We start from the raw sequence: 22,724 nt of genomic DNA on the forward strand, positions 1-22,724 counted from the left end.
AATCGAATCAGCTAGTCATTCCATTTGGCAGTATAGGGATCATAACTGCATTTAGCAGGCTTAGCAAAAATATCCGAAACAAAGGCTCGGCAATCAGTGCAAATGTGCCTATGCTCACAATCTTGGCAAATGCTTATTTGATCCTTTTTAATTTGAGAATAGCTTAGGAATTCATCATTATTTAAAACTTCTATCAATGGTGTCTCACCAGCTTTCCCATAGCTAGCTTGCAACGTGGGACAATTTTTAATATTTCCCAGAACATCTAAACTAATCTTTTTATTTAGACACGAATTAAATAATAATGATTCTGAGTAAGTTTCGATCCCAATAGAAAAATATGATTTTAAAATCATTCCACAGTGCTGCTCAGATTCTATATTTTCGGATGTATACATGAAATTCCCCTGATTACTTGTGTAAAAGTTATTTTTATTTATGTGCACAACTTTATTGGAAGGAGACGAGTGAACTAGTAGTAATTTGATCTTGGGCCATCTATTAATCAATTTTGTTAGATCCTTAGTCTTTTCAGAGTTATATTTTAGGTAAACCTCAACTGATTTCATTTCAGTAAGATGTATATGTTTTAGAATGTCTTCCAATTCTTCAATATCTATAATAGAATAAAATCGCAATTGTAGATCTTGACAGCTAAGAGCATCTAATTCTGTTATTACATTAAATAAATTATAATTTGAAAACTGATTACGATCTAAAATCGCATTAGTAATGTATGTTGTAGGTTCATAAGATAATTCTAAATCTGGAAATAATTCAGGATGCTCTGTAAAGAACCCCAGATCATTAGAAATAATAAAATCTTTATATTCTAATATAATAGCTTTCTCATCTTTACTAAAATCCATTAAAACTTCATCGTAACATTTAGTTTTAAAAACTGTTATAAGTTCACCGAAACCATTTGGAATATAGTGAAATTCCTGTTTTTCTAAATCATAAATTGCGCTTCTCAAAAATCCTTTAACAACAGTACAGGTTGAATATAGAATCAAATATTTACCATCCATTATAGCAGAGATTCAAAGTTGAAAATTTTTGAAATAGGTTTGTGATGTCCATTACAAACTCTAACAGTCGTATTATATAATTTACTTTCGTAAAAAAAATGCCTTGCCGACTTACTCCGATCGTATTCTAAGATAATGGTTTTAAGTACAGGTAAAGGTAAATTGATTTTGTCTACAAAATCTAACTTCTTCGTTTCTACATTCATAATTTTTCAGCTATTATTTTTTCTATGTGATAATTACATGGCATCGACACCATGCCGAACTGACCAACAGGATTGATTTCTAAAAAATATAATTGATAATCTCTATCTAATAAGACATCAATGGAACAAAAATTAAGGCCAATATGCTCACATAACAGCTTAAGCTTATTTTCAAATGAAGCTGGAAGTTTAAATGGAGTATTTCGATTAGGTTCTACAGAATCATAATTCCTAAAATCGGTACTTGTTCTATGATTGTTTTGAGAAAAAATAGCCATAGAGAAACATTTCCCATGCAAGTATACAACTCTAATGTCAGCCAGTTTTATGATCTCTTTTTGGATACCTGACGGAAAGAATCTATCATCTACCATATCAGTATCAGCTTCATCGATTTTACTAGTGTAAGATATCAATCTTAAATAGTCCTTTGCAAACATTATCATTTCTGAAATGCCTTTTGTAATGTTGTTTCTGGACTTACTTAAGGCATATTTTAATTCACTTTTTCGTGAAACAATATAAAAATTAGGAATTTTTAGTCCATATAGTTTCGCTAACGTTAGATATTGTGGCTTATTGGAGGCTGATAAAAATGGGGTTCCCAAATTTTTGACTCTACAATTTTTAAAAAGATAAAAATATATGTATCTGACTATTTCGTTATATTCAGTATCAAGATATTCCTGTGACTTCTTTATAAAAAATTTCAATTTAAGTACCGAAAAATCAATAAAAAAGCTGTTGTAGCTTGGCATTCCACCTCTTCTATACCAAACGCTATTTATTGTTTTTAAATCAATTTTTACTCCACTGGTTAAGGTGAACGTTAGCGCGCGAATATAATTATCAATTTGATAAGGTTGATCAACGTTATCCATGCCTAATTCACAGTCATCCGACAACTCTAAAAAAACGGATTCAACGTAGTCTGTGTTATAGTTTATCCTTATAAAGGGTTTCTTAAAATGAACCAACCAATCGATTACTTTATCCGTGGAGGGGTCGAAATTTTGACTAAAAATAAGAATCATTGCTAAAATGGATTAGTGATGCTTTTAATTATACTATAATAAATGCTTCTTTTTTCTTTAAATATTAAATATGCTTTTAAGTTTCCAACTCCATCTAATAATAGATTTTCATTATCGTTCAAACGTATGTAGTAGGTTCGCTGATTAGCAATCTGTTTTATTTGACTATTTGTTGTAATTTGAAACGAGCTTTCAATCTCTCCATTCGTCACTACATATTTAAACTCCATAGGTTGTATATGATCAGTGATTTCGGCAATATCTTTTAAACAAGTAAAGTACAAAATATTTCTATTATTTATTGATGAATTACGATGTTGTTTGATTGATATGATTTTTATTTCATAGGTTTTGCTAATCATTATTTTCATAGAAAACAAATATGAAATTAGGCTAACTACAATAATTATGTAAATACAAATCGTGTTTAAATACAATTTTCTCATTCCTTAGCTAAGTCTAACTGATTTTTAACCAAATTATAATACATACCTTTTTGAGCTACTAAAGAGGTATGATTACCTCTTTCTACAATTTCACCATTATCCATAACTAAAATTTCATCCGCTCTTATAACTGTGCTTAAACGATGTGCAATTATTAGCATGGTTTTGTCACCTAATGAATTATAGATATTGTCCATAATATTTCTCTCATTCAGGGAGTCTAATGATGAGGTGGCCTCGTCGAAGAAAAAGAATGGAGAGTCTTTATAAATCGCTCTTGCAATAAGTATCCTCTGTTTTTGACCTTGACTTAAACCGTGTCCATTACCGCCAATAAAGGTTTCAAATTTCCCTGGCAGCGAATTAACGAAATCAAATATCTCAGCCACTCTAGCAGCTTTGGTAACTTTGTCAATATGAGGATTAGCGTCGCCCAACGCAATATTATTAGCGATTGTGTCAGAAAATATATATCCATCTTGCAATACTGGGCTACATAAACTTCTCCATTGATCAACAGGAATATTATAAAAAAGATCGTTATTTAAGAATATATTTCCATCATCAATTGGGTAGAATCTTAAAATTACCTTAAGAAGGGTTGTTTTACCACTACCACTTGAACCTACTATAGCAGTTTTTTTTCCACTCGTTAAACTGAAGTTTATATTTTTCAGTTTAAACAAGTTATCATCATTTGCATAAGATTTTTGGTAAGTAAAGGATGCATTTTTCACATCTAAATTGTAATCTATGATTTCTTTCTCAGGAACATATTTTGTTTTTATATCATTAGATATTTGTTCGGATTGCTGATTTACAGAGTCATTAAACAGAATTGAAGTTTGCAAATCGGCTGATTTAGGTGCTTGATAGTTTTTTATATTGACAATATCAGTTAATGATAATTCATGTTGTTCATCTGGAAATTCATATATATCAACAATACGCTCATAAGCCGCTCGGGACTCTACGAAGTCATTCATAAAAATGATAAATTCATATAGAGGTACGCTTAGAAGACCTACGATGTATTGCACTGACAACATCATACCCAACGTTAAATCGCCTCGGATAACCAATAAACTGCAATAAAATAAAATTCCGAAATTCTTTATTTCACTTAAAAACAAACTGCCCACTTCTTGGAAATTGAGAAGTTTTGATGATTGAATATTTATCTTAAATATATCAGCTTGAACGTTTTTCCATTTCAGTAATTTCTGATGTTCGGCTTGATAAATCTTAATTTCATTAATTCCAAAAATCATTTGAAAAATTGAATCACTAGATTCGGAAAACTTTTGAAATCTTTTGTAGTCCAAGATCTTTCGATATTTACTAAAACAAATATTATATAGGAAATAGATTATGCTAAACACTAAGAAGAAAACGAAAATCACTTTGTTATAAGTCAACAATATAAAACCATATAATATAAAAGTGAAAGCAGAAAAAGCCGCATTCAAAGAAGAAGAATTAATCAAACGATCAATTCTTTTATGATCCTCTATTCTTTGCAATAAATCCCCATGTGATTTAAATTCGAAATAAGCCAGAGGCAACTTAATCAATTTTAATAAAAATGTATAGATAAGTGAGATATTAAAAAGAGTAGCCATGTGCACCAAAATCCATCTTCTAATAAGATCAATTATAGCCTTGGATATTATCAATACAAATTGTCCTAAACAGATAAGCACTATGAGGTTAACATTTTTATAATTGATACCCTCATCTACAATTAGCTGTGTTGAAAATGGCAGTAATAATTGTATCAAACTACCTAAAAGTAAGCCTAAAAATATTAATGCAAATGCTCCTTTGTTGCCGGATACATATTTTTCAACTTCGCGATAAAATTTTTTATTTTTCGTTTTTTCGAAGTTTGTAGAGGTGAAAGGTTTTGTAGGATGTAAAAGCAATGCGATACCCTCACCGGATTCGGACTCCCAAATAGTTTTAAATTCAGCTATAGTGTATCTTAATCTCCCAATTGCTGGATCAGAAATTAATACATGATGTGCGTTTATTTCATAGAGAACTGCAAAATGCTTTTGTTGAATCATTACTATAGCAGGTAAAATTGCATCCGCAGACAATTTATCCCATGTTACACTTATTGAAATGGTATTAAAATCGAAGTCTTTCGCAATTGACTCAATTCGGTATAGACTTGTGCCTTTCCAGTCAAGTTTACTCCTATTTCTTATATCGTCAAATGGAACTTTATAATTATAATATTCAAAAATAATCTTTAAGCAAGCTGGCCCACAGTCGTTAGATTCTAATTGACTAAAATGGGGGAATTTATAAAACAAGTCATATATATATTCCTTTATTGATTTCATTATTTTCTATCATCTTTAACACGTGAATCACTATCATAATCGTAAGTTTCAGTTTTTGTAGCCTTTACATTACCTATGCGAAATGAGCAACTCAGGTAAAGCATACGCATCTCATTTTTAATTATACTGGTATACTTTACTCCACTAACCGATTGAAAATCATAGTTCTTAAGCCAATTAAATGGTTCTGAATAATCCAATGATATATTCAATCTATCTTTGACGAAACTCTTGTTTATATTATATGACATAGCCCCCATACCCCTAGTGTATCCAAAAGGTGAATATTGCTTAGTACCGTAGCTAAAAGCAATGGCATTATTGAAGTTTTTAAACAATGTAAAGTTTATATTGGAATTAATTGAAAAATAATTACTACCAGCTAATCCAACATCAACAGATTGGTTCATATAGGTAATAGTACTATTATTTAAGTATCTTCTTGAAAACTTTGGAATGAACGTTAAGCTCAATGATTTCCATCTCTTGCTTAAAATAAACTGGAAAGTATATATTTGAGCTTGAGCGACATTTATGGGGGCGTTGACTATACTTGAGTTTATTAAAAATGGCAGTGTAAGGATTGGCGAATTAATTAGTGATCTGGAAAAATTAGAAATAAAAGAAAAGTTATTTTTAAAATTCTTTTGAAGCTTAATACCTACTGCATTTGTGCGACTAGGGTTTAATGAATTACTACCTACATTATAAGAAATACTTCCTGCATTTAGACTTTCTGGAAACGGGATATACTGATTATAGTTAGGCCTATCGATGTGACTCGTGTAGTAAAGACTTAAATTTAAACCGCTCTTACTCTTAAAAAAGAGCCCTAAACTCGGAAACAAGTTTATATAGCTTTTTTTATATTCGTAAGGCATATCACCAATGCTTTTTAAATTTGCACTTGTATTTTCTATTCGCAAGCCACCTTGGATTCCTAAATATTTAGACATAGAATAAGTTGATTCAAAAAAGCCGGCCAAAATGTTTTCGCTATAATCAGTCAGTCCTTTAGTTGACGGATTTTCAGACGTGGCGAATGTATTGGATAAATTATTGTTCGAGTATTTGATACCAATATTCGATTTCCATTTATCAATAAAGTTCCATCCTTGGTTGATGTTAACAAAAAAAACATTGGTTTTGGAAGCATTTATATTATCAGCAACTTTGAGGGTATTAGAGCTGTCTGGAATAATAAGATTGTTAGTAGTAATATTATTATCTTTTAAGTAAGTATTTGAAAAATCAATTTTAAAAACTCCTTTCTTCATGTCGACCTGAAAATAACCATTTTGAATATAGCGGTTTGATCGCATGAACTTATTTGATAAAATATTATTGCTTCCTATACTCTTTTCGAGCTGGTAGTTATATGGATAATTTCCATGCACCATTGAATTAGATGTATAAACACCCACCTGAATATTTTTTCGCAAACGAAAATCAATACCTGAACTAAGAGATAAGCTATTTTGTGGAGTTTCTGGATAATTTACTGTTTGTGATGAATTTAGAGATGGTTCATCTTTTGAATTAATTTCAAAATAGTCATTCTCAGAAAAATTGCTATGATTATAGAGCAAATTAACCGAAAGTTTTAAATTACTTTTGGTAAAAAGGATTGAATTATTTAAATAAGCCTTATCATGAGTAGTTAATCCAACAGCAACAACGTCCTGAATGCCAAAAGTACCAAATTTTTTGGTGTGCAAATTGATTAATGCTGATCCTGATGCATCGAAACTCGCGCCAGGCTCCGTAAGTATATCAACAGATGACAAATCACCAACTGCCATTTGCTGTAGATAAGAAATTAATTCCGCTCCTGATAAAGATATTAGTTGACCGTTTACATACAATTTTAAACTTTGGCCTGAAAACGAAATGTTACCTTGAGATGAAATTGTCACACCCGGAACATATTTTAAATAGTTTAAGACGAAACTTGATGGACTAATTGTTTTTAAATCAGGTTCGATTGACAATCCGCCCGCAATCAATTTAAATTGATTTTTTAAGTTTGAGATGATTTTTACCTCGCCAAGTTGATTAGAATTCTTCAAGATAACCAGTGATAAAGTAGTATCGCTCATGGCAATAAAATTCAGGTTACATGATTTATATCCTGAAACAGCAGTTTTTATTGATAAATGACAAAATTTATCAACTTCAAAATTAAAACGACCTTCATTATTAGACTTTAAAATTATTCTAACCGAATCTTTTACACTTTCAGATCTGCTTATAGTCACAGAAATTATGCCTGAAGGTATTTTTGTAGAGTTTAATGAATCGATAAGTGAACCACTGACAATAAGTTTATTTTGAGCAACACATGAAAATAGAAAAATAAAATATAGAATAGTAAGTAGCAGGACGCCTTTCATAAATATTATTAGATGGATAAGATTAACAAAAGGATCAATGATTAGCTTTTGTTATTAAAAGACTTAAGACCGTTTACTCTTACATCAGAGTAACGGTCTTTACTTAAAATCATTAAATTAAAATAAACTTCTAATGATCAATTAATTATGGGGGAGGCATGCAACTTTTATCTGCAAGATGTTCAACAGTTCCTGATTTTGAATCCTCATCGAATGCACTCTCTGTGGTTTTGCAGAGAGTTGTACTACTCCCGCCTCTCAAATTTGTTGAAGCTAAAGTTTGAATTTTGTGATTTTCAAAAGCTCCAAATAATTCTTTATTTGACAGAGCCTCAAGGCTTATTTTTTTTTTCATATGTATTGGTTTTGTTTTGATTTGTGCATCATAAATATTAAAATAAAAACGCAATTTGAATCAAATTAAAAGCTGTTATTTTAAGGTGGCGGCATACAACGTTTATCGTTAGGGTTTTCCTGCCCCGCTTGAGAATCTAAATCACCTAATTGATTTTCATCAGTCTTACAAAGAGTTGTACTGGTTCCACCTTTTAAGTTGGTTGAAGCTAATAATTTCAACCGGCTTTCTTCGAAACTTCCAAATAAATCTTTATTTGAAAGTTTCTCTAGGTTAAATTTTTTCATAATTTCGTCAATTTTTTTACTTAGATACTAATGTATGGTTATTTTATTTTGAAACAAAACTTAATTAATAAATAATGGAAAGATCCATGATAACTGGTTTTCAGCCCTTTGTGTTAATTCAAAACTTAGCATTTTGACCCTTTATAACTTAGTTGCTTTCTTTATCATTTCACGACCATAGTTGGCTGCTTTACATTGCTTAGCACTATTTTGCATAAAAGATATATCCCTATTTTCGTTAAGCTTTGTAACTTTGTATATATCATGGTAGCATAGGTCGTTGCTATTACGGTGTGTTTGGAGATTTCGAAGCCATTGACACATCATTCCTGAATGTAAGGCGGACCATTCCAGAATACTTTGACCATGTTAAATATTTGATTATGAAGTCTAATTTATTTAAATTGCCTACATAAATTAGTGTATAGGCCGCACAGAACATTTGGTTAATGGATTTGGAATATCCACTCAAGCCAGGAAAAGTTTTTTTTAATTTTAGGGTATTTAAAGCTATGTTCTTCCACCACTTTCAAACTTCAGCCATATCTATGACGTGCTAAAGGTTCCATCATTAATAAAAAGGAGGGTAATTTCCTAAACACCGTAATTGCTGCTGATATGCTTCAGAATTGTTTTAGTAAAATCAATTTACTTATTTTTATTTAAGATAGTTGCTTTTTTTGTGCGGTTGCAGTATCCTTTTGTGGGGCAGTACGTTTGCTTTTGCTATTTGAATTACAGTATGCTTTTGCTTCAAAGGCATTGTAGCCATATTTTGAACATGCAATTGTAATGACAAGTTTTTTAGTGTTTTTCCGGGTTTCTGCAGCCAGTTTCAGATACATGTAATATTGATCCATAATAGTGACTTACTTTGAGGATACCATATTTTCCTATATGAAAGGCTTATTTTGCATGTCAATTGGATTTTTACTGTTGAAGTTTTCTGCCAGCCGGGAAGCCTCTTTGGTGATTTCTTCCGGATAACCGGACATTGTATAAGCAATTTAAGAACTATTTTTGAAACTGCAAAATTCTGCTTCCTTACGCACGGAAATTGCTTTTAAAACATTTGCAAAAATTTAATTAGCCACGGAAGTACAGAAATCACGGAGGAGATTAAAGTTTTTCCGTGTTTTTCGTGCTTCCGTGGCAAACTTATGCTTAGGCATGCGCAGAAAGAGGAAGAATTATCAGAAAAAGTTAAAAGCGATTTCCCTGTTCCTTACATATTTTGTTACAGTTTTTACCGCAATTGGCATCTACGATGTTGAAATAATCTCATCACGACATTATACCATTTATTGAGAAATTGTCCGTATAATAGATCTGCCGAAAAATAACCGATCTATTCATCAATTACACTCAGATGCCGCCTAAGAACTTTGTAATTACCGAACTTTGCATTTTGCCGAAATGTGCGGGTATTTACTTGATTAAATTGGATGATGCAATTTACATCGCAAAGTGCAATTGATAAAACATAAGCCCAAGTGTTGGTTAACTTTAAAATACGAATAAATGACGAAAAAATGGAGTGCTAAGTTTATGGTTATGATGATTGTTGCATCAATGCTTTTTACGGGCTTTAAAATTTATGACAAAAGTATTGTTGCCAGTGATCCGTTACCATTACAAAGGGGTAAACCGGTAGACCTTGCCCAAATTAACTTTCAGCAAGTCAATCTCGATAAACTTTTCGGCAGCCTGGCCTATGTAAAACATTATCTCCTGGGTGATGAGAATAAAAAATATCTGAAAGATAAACCCCTTGTAATCGATCCGTATGTACTGTTTAATATTACCGAACAACGAATAGTTGATAGGTATGCAAAGCGGGAAAGCTATATTATCCGTAAAGGCGAAATGTATGCAGATACGGTTGCTGTAGATCGTAGCGTGCCACTTATAGGGATGAAAGATCCCGACCTGCGGGTATTAGGGTATTGGGGAGATAAGGAAATTTTGTTTAATAGGATCTATACCAGCTCTACCAAAAAAAATAAATTGATAAGGTTGCGGTTAGAAAGTAATAAAATTCCGGGTGTTAATGAGAACACCTATCAAAAACTGATCTCTTTACTTAAAGCCAGATACAAAGGAAGCCAGGTAAAAGTTGATCCACAGGACAATAGGCCCAGTTCATACCAATTTCGTATAAGCGACCGGGTTATACAACTGAGCTTTATTAAGGACGAAGGTAATTCTTATATCACCGTAATTATTAGTTTTTTAAATCCTGATACCAGGGGGCTGCTTCTGCAATTTGGGCATTAGTAATTGATGCCAGCAAGTCGCCTATCGGTAAGTAATATTTTACCGGCGTTTCCTATATAAAACAGTAAACTGGATCAGTTATGTTTAAATTAATATTCCTTGTCAAATGAAAAGCTGGTATAAAACCTGATTGTGGCCTTGCTGCGAATTTGGGATAGATGGTTGTAAGTTAATTTCATTTTGCTGATTGAAAACAGAACGGGCCGTATGCTAACCCAGCGGTAATTGTGAATGATATTTCCTTAATAAACTTCAAACCAAAGTCTGGCAGGGATGTTGATCGTTAAACATTATACAACTTTTTATGAAGAAACTTATTTTATGCCTGCTGATGCCATTGCAAATAACCGCTGCATTAGCACAAGATTCGAAAATTATCCAAAAAGATTTTCAAACCATTATTGGTTACACACGTAAAATGGAAATTGATAAGGTATTGGACATGACATACCCGCCCTTATTTAAGATAATGCCAAAGGCGCAAATGAGCGCAATGGCCAAAGGGGCCTTAAGCGGCATGGGTATAAAAACCATTTTCGAAGAAGTGCCCATCGGGCTTACGCTTAGCCCGGTTACCAGGTTAGGTGCGGCAACAATTTGCCTTGGGAAGTATAACCAAAGCATGATACTGGAATCGTCGCAAACTGCCTTGCTCGACATGCTGGCCAAGGCCAAAATGAGAGACAATGAGGTAAAAAAGGTTAGCCCCGGCAAACTACGAATAAAGGGAAAAAACTATTTGCTGGCTATAAAAGATACCTATACAGGAAGTACCTGGAAATACCTGAGATATGATAATGAAGATGCCGAGACGAATGCCAAAGTATTGTCTAAAGAAATATCTGCCGCCGCGGCCAAGCTTAAGCTTGCACTTAAATAATTAAAATCAACCCAACGAATGCCCCGGTAAAATTACAGGGGCATTTTTTTTAACGGAGAAAGCTTACGAAGCATCATTTGATCAACTTTATTGGTTTATTACAGATTTCGTATCACTTATAAACGCCTCTAAAATCGCCCGAATCCGGGCAGTACGTAAATACAGGAACCGGCGTACTGGTATGGCTTTGGAGCTAAAATCGCCCAAAAATAACTTTCTTTATATCTCTTCTAACAAGGTAAGGCGGCCGGTTTCGTGATCGAAAGGTCTAAACCTGTGGGATTATCAATTTTGCAATCATTAAGATATTTATTTATGTCCGTTTCTGAAAGTCCTTCCCTGATATTACCGAGTGCACGGCATATCGCTTCGAGAACATGAGACAGAATTTTACTAAAAGTTTTTCCCATCAATTATTTATATTTTGATTCATTTTTATACTATTCCAGTTTATGGGGATACTAACACTTACAAAAATTTCCTCATTAATCATTTACAAAATCGTCATAATCCTTGAATACAGATCTTAGTTTTCAAACGACTGCAAACTTGAAGAGTGTATATGAGTTTCATCCTTTGGGTTTACGAGTTCATTTTAACCTGCTTTTCTACCTGAAAAGCAAAAGAACTATGCAAGTGGAAATTAGGGATCAAAAACAATTTATATAGGTTAAACGTTTTTTCGGCGAAGAGCAACTAAAGCCTGAATAAAATGAAATACAGATTTTTAATAATTGCAACTTTAATTTCTTTTGCTGCTTATGCACAAAAGAAACCTGTAAGGAAAAATATTCCGCCACCACCGGTTGTAATGCCATTATATGATAAGGATCCCGTTACAGATATTAAAAATCCTTTTCCAGAAAATATCACTTTTAAATGGAAAATCCAGCCAGGCACATTAACAACTTTAACGCCAACTGATGTTTTCGAAAAAAGCTACACTTTTAATGGCCGAGGTAGAAATGTGAGGATAAGTACGGTTTATCCGAAGAATAGTTTTGAATATAAAAAGCCAAACGCAGGCGAAATTGAAATGGCTCAAAACTTAATTATACGATACAAAGATTATAAAAATGTAACCATTGCAGGTAATACGATTAAGATTGTAAGTGATGATGGCAAAGAGGAGATAAAACTACAGCTCAGCAAAAAAGGCAGTCAATTAACACATATAAAAGAGTTGAGTACAAACAAAGTATTCTTGATCACTGATGGCTACGCTGGCGAACCTACCATAGGATTATAACTTATGAAAAATCCACATTTTATCTTAATCAAGACCGCTAAATTTTTAGGCATAAGTATTTTGCTTTTTTCTTGTTCCGGTGCAAGTAAACCCCATAAGGTAGAGAAAATAAAATCTATTTCAATTTCAACTTTTGGCGGTGAACGTGGATATTTCCAATTGCTTGTTATTACTCCCGATACACTATATTATGAGCTGGGTTCAAGTGTAGATACTGCTAACAATAAAAGCATTAAAAAAATTAACAGCCAATACAAATTTGAAGATATCATTTCTGAAAATCAGATCACTAGTTTTTCTACGATAAAGAGCGGTAAAAGCCTACTACCAGTAGATGGGACTGACACTGAAATAACAGTTAAAACCGACAGTTCTGATTTTAAAGTAAGAAATGCAGGACACAGTAGGAAATGGCTGACTGTTCAAGCCAAAATGAACACAATCCTTGGGAAAGAATTTAAGTAAATACTGGCCGATGAATCACTATTTTTCCAGCGATCGTTGTTAATGAGGTTAACTACACCTTTCCTAAAAACTCCTTTATTAATTCAAAGGCCATACTTAATGGAATCGAAATGAAATTTATGGCGCTAAAATTTGGTAAGCCAATAAACAACTTTTACCAAAGAGTGAAATCAAAATATCTGTACATATAGATCAGTATGTGGATTTTGATGAAGAAAAAAAGATTGCTAAGTAATTTTGATTAAATTGACAGGGATATTTTATGAATTGCTTCTAAAAAGGATAAATGTGGGATAAAGTAAACTATACGTAATGCAAATTAAAACCATAGGTTTAAAAACATGTTTTCTATTGTTAATTGGGCTAGGTATAGCGCTTTATATCGGTTTAACATTTAGTCGCATTCTAGTTCCATTGCTTCCAATTATTATCGTTATTTTGGTATGGTACATAACCAAGGCCCAGCGCAAATTAATTAAAACAGCAACAACACCCATTTATCAAATTAGCGAGGGATGGATTAAAATACAGGGGAAAGTAAGTGCACCAAAAACTTTTGAAACCCCCTATTTTAAGCAAGAATGTATTGCTTATACTTATAGAGAAGCAAATATTAGCTACGATAGTGAAGACAATACCGAACGTGAGAACAGCGCAACTATAAAAGAAGAATTTCAGGATTTTTATTTAACCAATACCACAGGAAAAATAAAAGTAATTCTAAATAAACTTAATTTTGCCTTTTTGCCATCCAAAACAGATACCAAACACAGCATTAAATATGCTGTAGATGATATACGTTATACGGAGAGAACGCTGAAAAATGGAGATTTGATAAGTGTTTTTGGGTATGCCATTAAAAATAGCAATTATGAGTTTGAGTTAAGCGAACAAAACAATCAGCCGTTGGTTATTGCTACGCCCGAGTTTGAAGATAAAACCAAAAAATCATTCAAGGTTTTTAAATACCTGATACCATATTTTATTTTAATGTACCTCGCAGTTAACTACTTTTTATTTTTTGCGCCGGTAAAACAGCATATTGAAAAAAGTACGGCATTCGTTCTATTTACCTTTTTCGGCATGCCAATTTTAGGTGTTGTTTTCGCAATAATTGGAGCTAAAAGCAATGGTTTCGTTAAAAATTTCTTCTCTGGTATTGGCGGAATTTGTTTATTTACTTCCTTGTTAAGTTTTCCATTGCTTTGTCTTTTGTTTATGACAGATACCAACTTTTATACTATTGAATGTGTGTGGGAGAGTGTACTACTCTGCATAACATTGGCATTTATAATAAACTACCGAAAAATAGAAAGGGCTTTTGATAACGAATAGGGAAATGCATCATAATGAAGCCAATCATGAACAAGGACTATAATTTTACCTGCGTAGAACAGGAAAAGCAATTTACTGACTTCGTAGAAAGTATTGGTGTATTTTTCAACTCATCTAAAGAGCCATTATAGGCCAGCAAGTGGCCATATTACCTCCTGCAAAAAGGCTTTATGAAACAACAACGGAATGGGAACCACTAGCCAAAAAAACACCCATATACGAGCTATCATTTTGTTCTGTAAAAAACGACTGCCACTAAAAGCCAATCTTTTTTCTAACAACACCATTAATCCCTGAATGAAAAAATACAACAAAGGCAAGCCAAACCCTTTATTAACTGGCACACTCAAAGCCAACTCATGCAATAAACCTGAAAACAGGAAGGCGATCAGGAGTGCTGCCGCATTGCCTAATCTATGGCGCAACGGCCTTAACAAGGTAATAGTCGTCATTTCAATAAAAGCTACATTCCAGCGCTTTCCCCAAAATTCGGTTAGGCTAACAGATGTAGCCGGACGGTTAAATAAGTAGTAGGCATGGACTCCTGAGAGCCTCCAGATACCCGCGCTAATACTTAACAATCCAAAATGCAAGACTAAACTAAATGATACCAACAGCAAGGCACTTACAGTTATATATACGATGGTTGGATTGAAAGATCCCCTGACTATCGCGTGTGCCAGTCCAATAAGCATAGCTCCGGCGAGTAGCCTGCTTATACCAAACTTAATCATATCCCATGCACCAGGAACGGCAGCACTACCAAAGGATTCAAAAGGTTGAGCTCGCATTCCAGCCCAGCCCACAACGAATACCAGCCACTGCCTAAAAGTGACCATAGTAGACTTACCCTTATAACTTTCAGTTGTAGCTATTACTTTCATGCTGATAAAGGCGGTTGTGATAATGGTTAACATTTTTACAACAGGATGCATACCCCCTGATATAAACCATATTGTAGCCACACTGATCAGCAGCAGCAGCCAGGCAAAAATGGAATGCGCTTTCTTTATCATAAAGTACCCGAAAATGATAATTGCTGTATTAAGCACAACAAAACAAAGTAAGGGTAATGCGGGAAATAACATTATAAATTTTGAAGATTGTTATAAAAGGCCAGCCCGTATACAATACATAAGAATAAGAAAAGAGACACCAGTACAGTTTCACCAAAGACCAGCCACTTTCCTTTAGGAAAGTTTTTACGTTCAAATCCAAAAAACTGGGTACAGATCCTGGATACCCAGTATACACCTATAAAGCCTGTAGTCAGCACAGCTAATTTTGAACCGTTGGTTAAATCATTTGGGCAAAGCGCAGACACAAAACCAAAGCAGAAATTGATGACCAAAATGTAACATGCATACATCCAAAAAATATGGCGAATGAGTGGGTTTACTTTAGCTAATTCAATTTTCCAATTCAGGATGCCTGGAATAGCGGTACTGCCTGCAGCCAGGCAAATTTGTCCGATACCTGCAAGGCGAACCAGCAGTTCTATATGGTCAAAAAGAATTTTCATTGTTGAGTCGTGATTGATACAGAGTTAACATAAAAGAAACAAAAATGTTTTTTAGACAATTAGGCGCCAGGCATCCAACCTGCTAATACATTACAAGTTAACTTTAACATTGGCTATACTGATATGGAGCAGACAATGGTTGAAAAACTCTTCATTGATTATGCCGGAGACCGCTTATTGCTCACTGATCAGGAAACAGGCTAGACATGAGCTGCAGAGCTGAAATATACAGCTATATTGCCGATCAAATTTTTGGCGGTAGTTCTTTACCATTTATAGTTTGCCTGTCAGCTTTATTGGCGCCGGATTAAGAATTACCCACTTTACTGCAAGTTCGCAAAGAAAATTTAGTTCATCGGTTTCTGCATCACCACTTTTTCTAATTTCCTGTACAAGTAAAGTTGCTTTTTCAATTTCATCATTTGATAAAGTGTTTTCTGATTTGAGGTAAATTAAATAGCTGTCCAACATTTTTTTAAAATAAGTATTCCAGTTCCCGCCACCATTCCTGTATATTTCGTCACGTATCTTTCCCGCAATTCGAACAACTTCTCCCTGCACTGTCTCTGCACTCCCACTTGATGGTATTAGCAATTCCCATAATAATTCAAATTGCTTCTGCCAGGTTGTTCCACTCACGATTATTGGCGACATGCCATCATGCATGATCCGTTTTTTTACAGGCGGAACGTCATATATTTCATAGAGATTGTTTAACGCGTCGTCAGTTTCTTGCAAGTAGTCTTTATTGAAGTTTTTACGGTGAAATTCAAAATTCTCTCCAATTCGGATAATTTGATTTTTCATTTTTTCCGTTATTATGGTATCTTTTTGTAGCAGTATTTTTGATATTTCAGCTAAACATTTAATGTCACTATTGTTTGCACTTCCTAAAGCCTTTTCAAGAGGAGTTTGTTTATTCCCGTTTAAAAAATTGAGGTCTGCACCATATTCTAGAAGTTTCTTTACTGATGAAATATTAAAACTACTTCCAGCAGCAAAATGCAAAGGTGTGTCGCCATATTTGTCTATTGAATTTACATTTGCGCCAAGTTCTAAGAAAACATCTATTTTGCCACTTCGGGCCATAGCATGTCTATGAAGAGCAGTACGTTCGTACATGTCTACGTCTTCTATGTTTGCTCCGTTTTTCACCAACCAGCGAATAAGTTCGTCCGGAACATTAAAAAAGCTTAATGCTGTTGCTTTGCCATAGCCACCCCTTGCATCCAGTTCACAAGTGTCGAATACTTTTTTGAGTTTTTCAATATTATTTTCAGTGATCAACTCGTCGAAATTTTTTGGTAATGTTTTTTTCTTTTTTGCCATTGTTTCTTATTCCAGGGTTCAATTAAAATTACCGCCAACTTGTGCTAACATCGATAAAAATTATCAGATACAAGTTTAAGTAGTTGCATTAGAGATTTAAACAAATGAAAAACAGAATCTTAATTTCGGTAATTGACATCTCAAATATACCTATTTCCATAGATGAGGTTTACCTGATCAAGTATTTATGTAAGTTCAAGATCTGTTTTATCCAAATGGAATAAAGAATGTAAACTCTAACGCTAGTTCTTCAATATCCTTCTCATTTTTAAATACCAAAGTACATTGAAACTCCTCTTGACAACTACCTAACTTAAATATTAAAAAAGAATATGCAAATACAACTGGCCTTTATTAATAATAAGTGACCGATGAAATTAGTTAGATTAAAAATAAATAGTGAATTCAGAGGAATTAGAAAGGGTTTTGAGATTTCTTTTTTGATCTTAAATCAAGGAAGGATCCCTTTGAGTTTAATCCTTATTGTTTCGTTGGTCGAAATAGGAGTGGTAAATCAAATCTTTTAGAAGCTTTAGCAAATATTTTCTATCACATTGGGTGCATTTACTTAAATTATAAACCAAGAGGTTTTTTCATACTAGATTTTATAAGTATTTTTGTTTATAGCGATTGCAAAAAAAAATACAGAGAAAAAGTGAGCGATTCGGTGAGTCGCTTTTCAAAAAACTTCCAGATAGCTTTTAAACGCTGAAAATCGAACAAAGTTCACATCTCAGCGGGTCACAGAAATCCTCCAACACTCATTGGAGGATTTTTATTTAAAAAGGTTTCATTATGCTAAAGCCCCGAATAGCCGTTTATTGCCCCTTTGTGCGGGATGCTCCGACACAGCTTTACACCAACAATACCTTAGGCTAACTTTCTCCTTACCTTTTATTGAGCTATAGTTAACCCGCCAATCAAAAGCGAGGCAAATCTTTGACCTATTGAATCTACACCAGGACTACAACTCAACTGAAGCAAGTGTAAAGTTGAGTGCAAGCAGGTACGAAGCAGACCTGGCTGGAAGGCGGCCTGAACGTGGGGTAAATGTGGCGTGAAGGTGGAATTGGAATATTCTTTTTGGAGTTTTTTAATCAGATGGATCGATTTAGGTGATCATCCCTTGTTGATTATCCTAAGATACTAAAATTTTGGTTTTTCAGGGTTGTCATGATCAAAATTAAAGGGCAAACGGGATCTTGTTTCTGCTTACCTCGTCATGAAATCCTATCGGGGAACTAACACCTTCAATTAGTCCTTCGTTTCTCCTCATCGTTTCCAAACTCCCTTTGTTTTACCTTGATATCTTTATTGCCAAAGCTATAGGCGAACGACAGCCTGAAATAGCGGCTGCTATTGTTCTCATTGTATACCTGCCTGGTACCGTTGACCACAGAACCATAGTCCCTGAGGTAGGCCCGGTTGAACACGTCGTTGGCCAACAGCGACACCGAAACCTTTTCCTTCCACAGGCTCTGTCTGAGCCCAAGGTTCAGACTGAAAAGATTGCCAAAACTATAAAGCCCCCTGGTATAGGCAGTGTGGTAGCGGTAGTCCACCTGTACCTTGGTACTCTTGCCAATGGAAAGGGTATTGTTGCTCGACAGATAGAGCTGTGCCTGATCAGAAGGATTGGCATTGATGCCATTGATGAACCTCGTCCTGGAACCCAGCAGGTAAACCAGGTTCTGGCTCTGCCACCAGGGCGTGATGTCGTTGGTCAGGGTCACACCGAGTCCATAGTCAAGGCCCTTATAGTAGTTCTCCCGGGTGATGACCAGTGTGTTGCCGTCAGAGTTGGATGTAAAAACAGGACCAAACCCATTGGCGGTCCTATTGATAAAGAGCTCCGTCCTGATCAGCCCCTTATAGCTGTGAGTCAGGTCGAAATTATCACTGAATGAGGGCTGCAGGAAAGGGTTTCCCTCCGAATAGCTGTTGCTGTTGATATAGGAACGGAACGGATTGAGAAGGGCAAAGCCCGGGCGGGTGATCCGTCTGCCGTAGTTGATGCTGAAGTTATGGCTGCTACTGGCCTTAAAGGTGATGTCCAGGGTGGGGAAGAGCTTGAGGTAACTGGTCTTTGTCGACCGGGCCAAATCGGCGGAACGTCCGGTGGTCTGGGTATTCTCGAGCCTCAGTCCCAGGTTCAGGCCAAACTTTGGCCCGATGTTTCCCGCACCGCTGAGATAAACGGCCTGGTTGTTCTCCCGGTAGGAAAAGGAATTGGACCTGGAAGGATCAGGAACCGGTGAGCCGCTGATGGTATTGAAATACCTGACATCGGCACTGCTGGCGATGCTGCTGATTTTTGCGCCATAAGCCAGGTTCAAGCCCTTTACCGGATGTTCCATGTCTACCTTTGCACTGTAGTTATCAATATGCTGTGCAGAGCTGTTATTAGCGCTCTGGTCATTGCGGACAAAGTCCATTTGAGGAGTAAAGACTGTTGCTCTGAAATCGTTATCAAAGCCTGAACGGAAGCTAAAATAGTCCAGATCAAAGGAAAGTATTCTTTTCATCGTATCCAGCGTAGAGACCAGGTGCGCATTGTAGGTATGGCTGGTCGAGCCCAGCATCCTGGCGCCCTGGTTAACCAGCACCGAATCCAGCCCGCCAGAAGCATTGTGAATCAGGATATCGGTGTGGTCGCTGGTGCCAGGGGTCTGGCGGCTGCCAAAATACTGCAGACCTACCGATGTATTTTTACTAAGGTCATAATCCAGTGCCAAACGGCCCGAGCGCTTATTTTCGTCCTGCTTTCCCGTATAGTCCAGGTTCCACAAACCGGAAGGATAATAGGTATCCAGGCGCTGGGAAACTCTGGAATGGCCCAACTGGCCGTTGCCACTAAGGGACAGCCTGAACCTTTCCCTATTGTACAACAATACATTGCTAAGCGAAAGAACGTCATAGCTGTTCCGGTCATAGGTTGCCGTGGTTGAGTTTTTCCAGGAATTCCCGCTTCCCTTTTTTAGGTTGATATTGATGAGGCCCCCGTTTCCGGCAGATTGATATTTGGCCGGGGGATTGCCGATAACCTCAATGTTCCTGATGTCGGATGAAGGGATCGATTTCAGGAAGCCCATCAGTTCGGCTCCCGACAGCTCGACCATGCGCCCGTCTACCATGACCCTTGAAGCCCCCTTGCCCAGCATGCTGACCGTATTGTTCTCCACGATTACCCCTGGCGCGGAACTGAGGGCATTGACTGCATTGCCACCACTGGCCGCAACACTGTTCTGCACATCGAACACCAGTCCTCCCGGCGTGAACTGCACCAGTTTCCTGCGCCCGATAATGGAAACCTCCGACAGGCTTTTGGTATCCGCCTTAAGGGAGATGTTGCCCAGACTGGTATCGCCCCGCAATAGCAGCGCGTTTCGAAAATCGGTATAGCCGACCGCAGAGATCCTGAGGGTAAAACTGCCCGTTCTGTACTGCAGCTCGAAAGAGCCGTCCTCTTTGCTCGTCGTTCCACTGGCGATCTTGCCGGCACTGTCTAACAGCATCACATTGGCCCATCCAAGGACGGCCTGTTTTTCATCGGTCACCCTGCCGCTCAGTTTGGCCTGTGGTTTGGCCAGAATCGGCAAAAGTAGCAATATCACGACCAGGTTCTTAAGCATTGTATTTTTCATGTCTCATTTTTTTGAATGGGACAAAGGTGTGGCCAGCGCAGGCCAAAAACGTCCGAATGCGGAAAGTCGAACCAATTTAGTGGTATTACTTTTAGCTAATCCACTGCTGGAGCGCTGTTCCGGTACTGTCTGGGGGTAAGGTTGGTCAGCTTTTTGAAAGCGGTGTTAAAGGAGGACTTGGAATTGAAGCCTACCTCATAGAAGATCTCCTGCACGGTCCGTTCCCGTTGCAGATCATCCCGGAGGAGTTCCATGGCCTTGCGTATACGGTAGCCGTTGACAAAATCAAAAAAATGCTGTCCCAGGTGCAGGTTGATCAGAACGGACAGTTCCTTCATCGGCATCTTTAGCTGCCTGGCCAGTTGCTGGATGGTGAGCGAGGGATCAAGAAAAGGCTCCCGCTCGAGCATATATGTCTTCAATAGATCGATCTTTTGCCGGGTTTGTTCATCAATGGCCGTTACGACCTGCCGCCTCAGCGGTTCCAGACGGAAACTGACCCCCCGGAACAGGTCCGGATTGTAAAGTGCCTTGAATACGAACCAGCACAGGATGAACACCGCATTGATCCCCACCAGCAGCTGCAGGCTGTCCGACCAGCTGCCCCAGTTGCCTAGTTTCAACAGGTCCTTGGCCAGCACGATGCTATGGGCAACGGTATCTACCAGTACCAGCTGGAACAACCAGCGGTAAGTGATGATCGCCGGATCGGCATAGTTTTCCTGGTAAAGCTTCCTGTACTTTTTCAGTACCAGGAATATCGCGGTGATATAATAGACGAACTGCAAGTTCCCGATAACGATCAACCATCCAAGTTCGGGTATGCTGGCGTAGCTTTCGAGCATACCGAGCTTTTCGCCGTGCCCCGCCAGATAGAACCTCGGAATCAGCTCAACGTTGATCAGGATAAAAGGAACGACATGCCACAAATGCACAAGCCGGAGCCTAAAGTCCGAATCGCAGGCCGATCTTGCATACAGGTAAAAAACAGGGTTGTTCAACAGGGAGACGGTGATCAGCAGCACCAGCGCACCAGGGTATTGCTGAAGCCAATGGCCCAGAAACAGCATGCTCAGGTCCAGGCCGTTGATCAGGATAAATGCCGCCAACAGCACATTGCTAAGCTTGTGGCGTGTGCTGACCGTGAACAGGAAAACGCCCAGGATCAGCGAAACCGCCACGGCGACAACCGCCAGCACACGTATGAGATCCAGACCGTTCATTCAGTTTAAAACATTTCCGCTAAGGTAGGTAATATTTTTGCCCGGGCCATCAGCCTCATCGACCAAATGTAGAAAACAAAAAGCCGGGTACAGGAATTTATTCGGAAATTTATTCAGCATAAAACAGTGAATGCATGGATCAGGAGCGTGAGATATACAAGGGAAGAAAGAAGGAAATATTTATTACTGTAGCCGGTGCTGACAATTATGAGGTGGCATGGTGTATAAAAAATAATAAGGTTTTTACGATGACTGTGATTCAAATCATACCTTAGCTAATAATAAGAAACATGATGATAGATAGTAAGTGGTTTATCGCATCTCTGGCTTTGTTGATAACAACCGGGAATATCAATGCGCAGTCAGCTCTTAAGCCTAAGCAAACAGATCAAAAAAGATTTGAAGGACTATGGACAAATAAAAAAACAAGCAGGTGTCTTGAAATATATTTTGAGTATGGTTATGCCACCATTATGGATTGGACTCCAAAATTTCAGAAACGTGAAAGTGCTGATGTTTACAAGGCACTGCCGAAAAATGGAAAACTCGTTATGCCCGAAGAAACTGAGCACCATGCGCCATACAGTGAGATCATAATAGCGCATAACAGGTTGATTTACTTAACCAAACAGATGGGAACAGGCAAAAAGCCAGGCTTTGACAAAATAGTTTTTACCCGACCTATAAGTAAGTAGTA

At 36.6% G+C, this 22,724-nt stretch carries 19 protein-coding genes; 6 read left to right on the forward strand and 13 right to left on the reverse strand.

From position 1 onward, the window contains the following. Positions 1–11: 11 nt before the first annotated feature. The 8 genes from gwsS to KYH19_RS06170 form a co-directional block, all read right to left on the reverse strand. Positions 12–1,031 carry a grasp-with-spasm system SPASM domain peptide maturase gene (gwsS, locus tag KYH19_RS06135; protein ID WP_219077981.1) on the reverse strand — a complete coding sequence of 340 codons (1,020 nt, stop codon included), beginning with the start codon at positions 1,029–1,031 and terminating at the stop codon, positions 12–14. Positions 1,032–1,233: 202 nt separating this feature from the next. Then, positions 1,234–2,271 (reverse strand): grasp-with-spasm system ATP-grasp peptide maturase, encoded by a 1,038-nt coding sequence (gene gwsG, locus KYH19_RS06140; RefSeq protein WP_219077982.1) that lies wholly within the window; start codon positions 2,269–2,271, stop codon positions 1,234–1,236. A gap of 2 nt (positions 2,272–2,273) precedes the next feature. Beyond that, positions 2,274–2,642 carry a hypothetical protein gene (locus KYH19_RS06145; RefSeq protein WP_219077983.1) on the reverse strand — a complete coding sequence of 123 codons (369 nt, stop codon included), beginning with the start codon at positions 2,640–2,642 and terminating at the stop codon, positions 2,274–2,276. A gap of 71 nt (positions 2,643–2,713) precedes the next feature. Then, entirely contained in the window at positions 2,714–5,068 is a 2,355-nt protein-coding gene (locus KYH19_RS06150) for a peptidase domain-containing ABC transporter (protein ID WP_219077984.1), read from the reverse strand. Then, complete coding sequence (locus tag KYH19_RS06155) at positions 5,068–7,461, reverse strand: outer membrane beta-barrel family protein (RefSeq protein WP_219077985.1); 2,394 nt, start codon at positions 7,459–7,461, stop codon at positions 5,068–5,070. The genes KYH19_RS06150 and KYH19_RS06155 overlap by 1 nt, the downstream gene beginning before the upstream one ends. A gap of 145 nt (positions 7,462–7,606) precedes the next feature. After that, positions 7,607–7,816: a hypothetical protein gene (locus KYH19_RS06160; RefSeq protein ID WP_219077986.1), complete on the reverse strand. Its 210-nt coding sequence runs from the start codon at positions 7,814–7,816 to the stop codon at positions 7,607–7,609. A gap of 80 nt (positions 7,817–7,896) precedes the next feature. Further along, positions 7,897–8,103, reverse strand: coding sequence for a hypothetical protein (locus KYH19_RS06165; protein ID WP_219077987.1), 207 nt, complete (start codon positions 8,101–8,103; stop codon positions 7,897–7,899). Between the two features lie 662 nt (positions 8,104–8,765). Further along, positions 8,766–8,963: a hypothetical protein gene (locus KYH19_RS06170; protein ID WP_219077988.1), complete on the reverse strand. Its 198-nt coding sequence runs from the start codon at positions 8,961–8,963 to the stop codon at positions 8,766–8,768. Between the two features lie 661 nt (positions 8,964–9,624). Between KYH19_RS06170 and KYH19_RS06175 the strand changes: the two genes are divergently transcribed. The 5 genes from KYH19_RS06175 to KYH19_RS06195 all read left to right on the forward strand — a co-directional run bounded on the left by KYH19_RS06175 (position 9,625) and on the right by KYH19_RS06195 (position 14,309). After that, on the forward strand, positions 9,625–10,380 hold the full coding sequence (locus tag KYH19_RS06175) for a hypothetical protein (RefSeq protein WP_219077989.1): 756 nt from the start codon (positions 9,625–9,627) through the stop codon (positions 10,378–10,380). A gap of 304 nt (positions 10,381–10,684) precedes the next feature. Then, positions 10,685–11,260 (forward strand): hypothetical protein, encoded by a 576-nt coding sequence (locus KYH19_RS06180; RefSeq protein ID WP_219077990.1) that lies wholly within the window; start codon positions 10,685–10,687, stop codon positions 11,258–11,260. 712 nt (positions 11,261–11,972) lie between these two features. Next, positions 11,973–12,509 carry a hypothetical protein gene (locus tag KYH19_RS06185; RefSeq protein ID WP_219077991.1) on the forward strand — a complete coding sequence of 179 codons (537 nt, stop codon included), beginning with the start codon at positions 11,973–11,975 and terminating at the stop codon, positions 12,507–12,509. Positions 12,510–12,512: 3 nt separating this feature from the next. Further along, complete coding sequence (locus KYH19_RS06190; protein WP_219077992.1) at positions 12,513–12,974, forward strand: hypothetical protein; 462 nt, start codon at positions 12,513–12,515, stop codon at positions 12,972–12,974. A gap of 312 nt (positions 12,975–13,286) precedes the next feature. After that, positions 13,287–14,309 carry a hypothetical protein gene (locus tag KYH19_RS06195; protein WP_132396160.1) on the forward strand — a complete coding sequence of 341 codons (1,023 nt, stop codon included), beginning with the start codon at positions 13,287–13,289 and terminating at the stop codon, positions 14,307–14,309. A gap of 125 nt (positions 14,310–14,434) precedes the next feature. Here the strand turns inward: KYH19_RS06195 and KYH19_RS06200 are convergent, their stop codons facing one another. The 5 genes from KYH19_RS06200 to KYH19_RS06220 form a co-directional block, all read right to left on the reverse strand. Further along, positions 14,435–15,397 (reverse strand): MBOAT family protein, encoded by a 963-nt coding sequence (locus tag KYH19_RS06200; RefSeq protein WP_132396158.1) that lies wholly within the window; start codon positions 15,395–15,397, stop codon positions 14,435–14,437. Beyond that, positions 15,397–15,831, reverse strand: coding sequence for a hypothetical protein (locus KYH19_RS06205; protein ID WP_132396156.1), 435 nt, complete (start codon positions 15,829–15,831; stop codon positions 15,397–15,399). The genes KYH19_RS06200 and KYH19_RS06205 overlap by 1 nt, the downstream gene beginning before the upstream one ends. Before the next feature lie 273 nt (positions 15,832–16,104). Further along, positions 16,105–17,160, reverse strand: coding sequence for an ankyrin repeat domain-containing protein (locus KYH19_RS06210; RefSeq protein WP_219077993.1), 1,056 nt, complete (start codon positions 17,158–17,160; stop codon positions 16,105–16,107). A gap of 1,250 nt (positions 17,161–18,410) precedes the next feature. Beyond that, positions 18,411–20,804 carry an outer membrane beta-barrel family protein gene (locus KYH19_RS06215; protein WP_219077994.1) on the reverse strand — a complete coding sequence of 798 codons (2,394 nt, stop codon included), beginning with the start codon at positions 20,802–20,804 and terminating at the stop codon, positions 18,411–18,413. 95 nt (positions 20,805–20,899) lie between these two features. Further along, positions 20,900–22,027 carry an AraC family transcriptional regulator gene (locus tag KYH19_RS06220; protein ID WP_219077995.1) on the reverse strand — a complete coding sequence of 376 codons (1,128 nt, stop codon included), beginning with the start codon at positions 22,025–22,027 and terminating at the stop codon, positions 20,900–20,902. Positions 22,028–22,317: 290 nt separating this feature from the next. On the opposite strand from KYH19_RS06220, the gene KYH19_RS06225 reads away from it, so the two are divergent. After that, a complete protein-coding gene (locus KYH19_RS06225; RefSeq protein ID WP_132396150.1) occupies positions 22,318–22,722 on the forward strand; it encodes a hypothetical protein in 405 nt (134 codons plus the stop codon). The last annotated feature ends 2 nt before the right edge of the window (positions 22,723–22,724 follow it).

It is taken from the genome of Pedobacter sp. D749, assembly GCF_019317285.1.
Taxonomy (GTDB): domain Bacteria; phylum Bacteroidota; class Bacteroidia; order Sphingobacteriales; family Sphingobacteriaceae; genus Pedobacter.

Bases quoted from the DNA above. Each gene is read 5' to 3' on its own strand.
- KYH19_RS06185 (WP_219077991.1), top strand. From the start codon at position 11,973: ATGAAATACAGATTTTTAATAATTGCAACTTTAATTTCTTTTGCTGCT.
- KYH19_RS06215 (WP_219077994.1), bottom strand. From the start codon at position 20,804: ATGAAAAATACAATGCTTAAGAACCTGGTCGTGATATTGCTACTTTTG.
- KYH19_RS06225 (WP_132396150.1), top strand. From the start codon at position 22,318: ATGATGATAGATAGTAAGTGGTTTATCGCATCTCTGGCTTTGTTGATA.
- KYH19_RS06145 (WP_219077983.1), bottom strand. From the start codon at position 2,642: ATGAAAATAATGATTAGCAAAACCTATGAAATAAAAATCATATCAATC.
- KYH19_RS06195 (WP_132396160.1), top strand. From the start codon at position 13,287: ATGCAAATTAAAACCATAGGTTTAAAAACATGTTTTCTATTGTTAATT.
- KYH19_RS06210 (WP_219077993.1), bottom strand. From the start codon at position 17,160: ATGGCAAAAAAGAAAAAAACATTACCAAAAAATTTCGACGAGTTGATC.
- gwsS (WP_219077981.1), bottom strand. From the start codon at position 1,031: ATGGATGGTAAATATTTGATTCTATATTCAACCTGTACTGTTGTTAAA.
- KYH19_RS06170 (WP_219077988.1), bottom strand. From the start codon at position 8,963: ATGGATCAATATTACATGTATCTGAAACTGGCTGCAGAAACCCGGAAA.
- gwsG (WP_219077982.1), bottom strand. From the start codon at position 2,271: ATGATTCTTATTTTTAGTCAAAATTTCGACCCCTCCACGGATAAAGTA.
- KYH19_RS06165 (WP_219077987.1), bottom strand. From the start codon at position 8,103: ATGAAAAAATTTAACCTAGAGAAACTTTCAAATAAAGATTTATTTGGA.
- KYH19_RS06180 (WP_219077990.1), top strand. From the start codon at position 10,685: ATGAAGAAACTTATTTTATGCCTGCTGATGCCATTGCAAATAACCGCT.
- KYH19_RS06220 (WP_219077995.1), bottom strand. From the start codon at position 22,027: ATGAACGGTCTGGATCTCATACGTGTGCTGGCGGTTGTCGCCGTGGCG.
- KYH19_RS06160 (WP_219077986.1), bottom strand. From the start codon at position 7,816: ATGAAAAAAAAAATAAGCCTTGAGGCTCTGTCAAATAAAGAATTATTT.
- KYH19_RS06175 (WP_219077989.1), top strand. From the start codon at position 9,625: ATGACGAAAAAATGGAGTGCTAAGTTTATGGTTATGATGATTGTTGCA.
- KYH19_RS06190 (WP_219077992.1), top strand. From the start codon at position 12,513: ATGAAAAATCCACATTTTATCTTAATCAAGACCGCTAAATTTTTAGGC.
- KYH19_RS06205 (WP_132396156.1), bottom strand. From the start codon at position 15,831: ATGAAAATTCTTTTTGACCATATAGAACTGCTGGTTCGCCTTGCAGGT.
- KYH19_RS06150 (WP_219077984.1), bottom strand. From the start codon at position 5,068: ATGAAATCAATAAAGGAATATATATATGACTTGTTTTATAAATTCCCC.
- KYH19_RS06200 (WP_132396158.1), bottom strand. From the start codon at position 15,397: ATGTTATTTCCCGCATTACCCTTACTTTGTTTTGTTGTGCTTAATACA.
- KYH19_RS06155 (WP_219077985.1), bottom strand. From the start codon at position 7,461: ATGAAAGGCGTCCTGCTACTTACTATTCTATATTTTATTTTTCTATTT.